The organism is Pseudomonadota bacterium (genome assembly GCA_022361155.1).
GTDB lineage: Bacteria > Myxococcota_A > Polyangia > Polyangiales > JAKSBK01 > JAKSBK01.
In genome coordinates, this window is record JAKSBK010000251.1 from 1 (window position 1) to 3,500 (window position 3,500).

Genomic DNA, 3,500 nt, shown 5'->3' on the forward strand with positions numbered 1-3,500 from the left:
GATCGGCGTCGGGGTCGGGCATCGAAATCCGAAATCGGCGTCCGAAATCCGGATCGGTCCCGACATCTGGGTCGGGGAACGGACTGCGGTCGTGCGATGGTGGCGAGCTGGAGCTTGCCCTGTCGCTGATTGGGAGCCTGCGTCCCGTGGTCGACAAGATTCGTAGACCCAGTCCGAAGTTGGCTCGTCAGCTCGAGGATTCGGCCTCCTCGGTAGTGGCCAACTTGGGCGAGGGCAATCGGCGCAGGGGCAAGGACCGGGTGCCTTCAACATGCTCCCATCGATCCCGAGGCCCTCATGCCTCCGGTGGCTCGACTGCGGATCGGCCGCCATGCTATGTTTTGGCTATCGTAGACGCCGCGGGCATGCGGTTCTGGATCGATGGAGCGCCTCGAAGTTGGTGACCGATCCGGGTTAACCGCTTGGGCAGCGATGGGAGCGCATCCCCCGGCGTGCACCGATTGATGCGTAATCCGTCCTCTGCTACCGAGCGACGAGAGGGCAGAGTGGCAACCAGGTACCCGAGATCGGGACAGATCGGCGACGAAGGCGTGGCTCTCGTTCAGAGCGTCGCGACACGGGCCGGCGCCGTGTACCGCCGGTTTGAGAACCCTGACTTGGGTGTTGACGGAACCATCGAGCTGCTCACTGATGATCGCGAGCCGAGCGGCGACCTCGTCCTGGTGCAGATCAAGAGCGGGTCGTCATACATCCGGCGCGGGCGGTTCTACGTCGATGCGGATCGCTCACATTTCGAGACTTGGGCGCGCTACGCCGTGCCGGTTGTTGGGCTCGTTTGCGACCCGGATGCCGACGAAGCTCGCTGGGTGGATATCTCCGCTGAGCTTCGTAACCACCCTGAGCGGATCGCCAGCGGGCCATACAGCATCGAGGCCCCGGCCTCCCAGGCTTTCTCGGTTGCCGGCTTCGAGCGCTTTGTTGAGCGCTTTCGCCGGACGCGAGAGCGAGCAACGCGCGTAGACGCCCCACCGAACCTATTGATCCGTGAGTGGGATTCTGCTGACGCACTTCCCACCCGCGCGTTGCTCCAGCCGATTGCCCTCGATTACCCATGCTTTGATGAGTGGCTGACCAAGAGATTCCATGACCACGGAACGAGCAAGAAAGTCGTCGCGTTGGGCGACACAATTGCAGCTTTTTCCATGTGGCAGGCGAAGGATGCGCGCAACGCAAAACTGCAGACGTTCATGGTCGGACCGCTGTATCGTGGCACCGCGATCGGCCAACACCTTCTGTTTCATGAACTCCGGACCTGGGCATGCAACACCAAGATAGACCGGGTCCACGTGACTGTATCAAGCGGGAAAGTGGAGCTGCTCGCCTATTTCAGGATGTTTGGCTTCCGTGTCGAGGGCTTCGCACCGAACCGCTACGAGCGTTCCGGTCACACGGCGGAACTGGTCCTGGCCAAGCACTTCGTGCGGCGCATCGTCCGCACTCCCCCGGACCTCGAGGACTTTGTCGACCACGTTGGGAAGCGGATCTGGGGGCTCCGCGGCTCCGCCGATCGCTTCGGCGTGCCAGCTTCCGACCTAGGCATCCCCGCTAAGTTCTGCAACGTCAGCGTGGAACTGGACCGTAGCCCGAAAACTGTGGCGCGCCGGGTGTCGCTCTCCGACAGCGCAGGCTTTCTCGGCTGCGCGTACGACGATGCTTCGCTCATGTTGGAGTTCTACCCGTTGCGCCTACACCTCGCTGGGAAGCGGTATATCCTTGTGCCGATCTTCAAGCGATGGGTGGACGCCATGCTGTCCACCAGCGGCCCGGACACGCCGCTGAAGTTGCGAACCGACAACGTGTACTACTGTTATCCCAAGGTGACAGGGCTGGCACGCGGTGATTTGGTGAACTTCTACGAGCCGAAGAAGGACGGGGGGCGCGGCGCAGCCATTGGAGCCGCCGTGGTATTCGAAGTCCGCATAGCATCGCCTGAGCAGCTGCACTCCCGGTTCGCGCCCATGGGTGTGTACGAAAGTGACGACATCTTGCGGCACACCAACGCTAAAGGCGACGCCATGGCTATTCACTTCGGCCTGTTTGAGCCTTTCGAAAAGCCAGTGACGCTGGAGCGCATCCGTGCGATCCTTAGGAAAGCGACGAACGTCCAGGGGCTCACGCCGATTGGACGCGAGCCCTTCGAGACGATTCGCCGCGAGGGTCTAGAAACATCATGAGCCACGCTGCTGCCTTGCTGTCGATCAAGCCGAGCTACGCAAACCAGATCCTTGCCGGTACGAAGACCATCGAACTCCGTAGATCTGCCATGGGTCTCCGCGCGCGGGACGTTGTGCTCGTTTACTCCTCGAGTCCCGAACAGCAGCTTTCGTTTTGGTTCAGAATCAAAGTCATAGAGACGCTTACCCGCGAAGAGCTGTGGCGGCGCTACCAAGATCGTCTTGGTATCACGCACGAGGTTTACGTGGCCTACTTCGCGGACGCAAATACCGCGACCGCAGTCCACGTAGGCGCAGTCCACCGGCTGAAGCCGATCCCCCTCGCCCAGATTCGGCACGCGGTTAGCGGATTCGTACCGCCGCAGGGCCTGATTTGGCTCCGCGAGGAGTGCGGTAGGTACGAAAGCCTCCTGTCAATGCTCTCCGATCCCTTGCCAAGCGACGTGTTTCCCCAGTTGTCGTTTGACCTCCCCGCAGCACGTGTGAGTACCGGCTAGAGCTTGCACAGAAGCCACGGAGCCTTGGAGAATCGCTGGTCACGCCGCTGTGCCGACTCAGCTGAAGCGTGACTCCGCATCACCGCACCGGGCACGATATCCTCAAGCCTCAAGGCGGCTCCGGTCGCTGGCTACGCTCCGAGCTGTCGAACCACCACGCCCGGCGGAGACGCCAGTCCCTGATCGGCTCACCCCGCTGCCAGCAGCAGCCCCCGGGCCCCCGGGCTGAGCGTACGTGCGCCGCAACCAACTACGATCGCGCAACAAGCCAAGAGCACAGCGAACAGCAACTTGGGCCAAGTGACACGTAAGGGCATAGTGAAAGCTCCGCAGAGGTGCATCGATCGGAAACCGCCCCGCCCCGCCGCCGACCCGACCCAGGTTGGCGTCCCGCTGGCGTGCGCCGGCACTTTCGCCACAACGGATAGCGTAAGTGTGCGAAATGAGCTGCGGTGGTGTCCGGCACGCTTGGTGCGGCGTGCGAAGCATGACGCAACCACGCTACATCGTGCCTGGAATGACCGTGATGGTCACGCGCCGCACGCTGCGGCGCACCCACATGTTTCGTCCAGACCCCGGGCTGACCGAGCTCTACCGGTATTGCCTGGCCGTCAGTGCGCAGCGGCACGGAATACGTTTGCACTGTGCGGTCTGACCGATGTACGAGGCACGTTGCCCAGGTTCCTGGCCGAGCTGCACCGGCTGCTGGCGCTCGGCGTCAAGGTGCTGCGCAAGTGGGAAGGGCCCGTATGGGATCACGAGCGGCCCTCGGTGGTGCAGCTACGCACGCCCGAAGCCACCTGGGAAA

Annotated in this window: 2 protein-coding genes and 1 pseudogene; all 3 read left to right on the forward strand. The window is 62.6% G+C overall.

Annotation, left to right across the window (positions count from 1 at the left end):
- Positions 1 to 998 precede the first annotated feature (998 nt).
- Positions 999 to 2,195 (forward strand): hypothetical protein, encoded by a 1,197-nt coding sequence (locus MJD61_09315; protein MCG8555469.1) that lies wholly within the window; start codon positions 999 to 1,001, stop codon positions 2,193 to 2,195.
- 14 nt (positions 2,196 to 2,209) lie between these two features.
- Complete coding sequence (locus MJD61_09320) at positions 2,210 to 2,692, forward strand: hypothetical protein (protein MCG8555470.1); 483 nt, start codon at positions 2,210 to 2,212, stop codon at positions 2,690 to 2,692.
- Positions 2,693 to 3,179: 487 nt separating this feature from the next.
- Positions 3,180 to 3,500 (forward strand): annotated as a pseudogene (locus MJD61_09325) (transposase).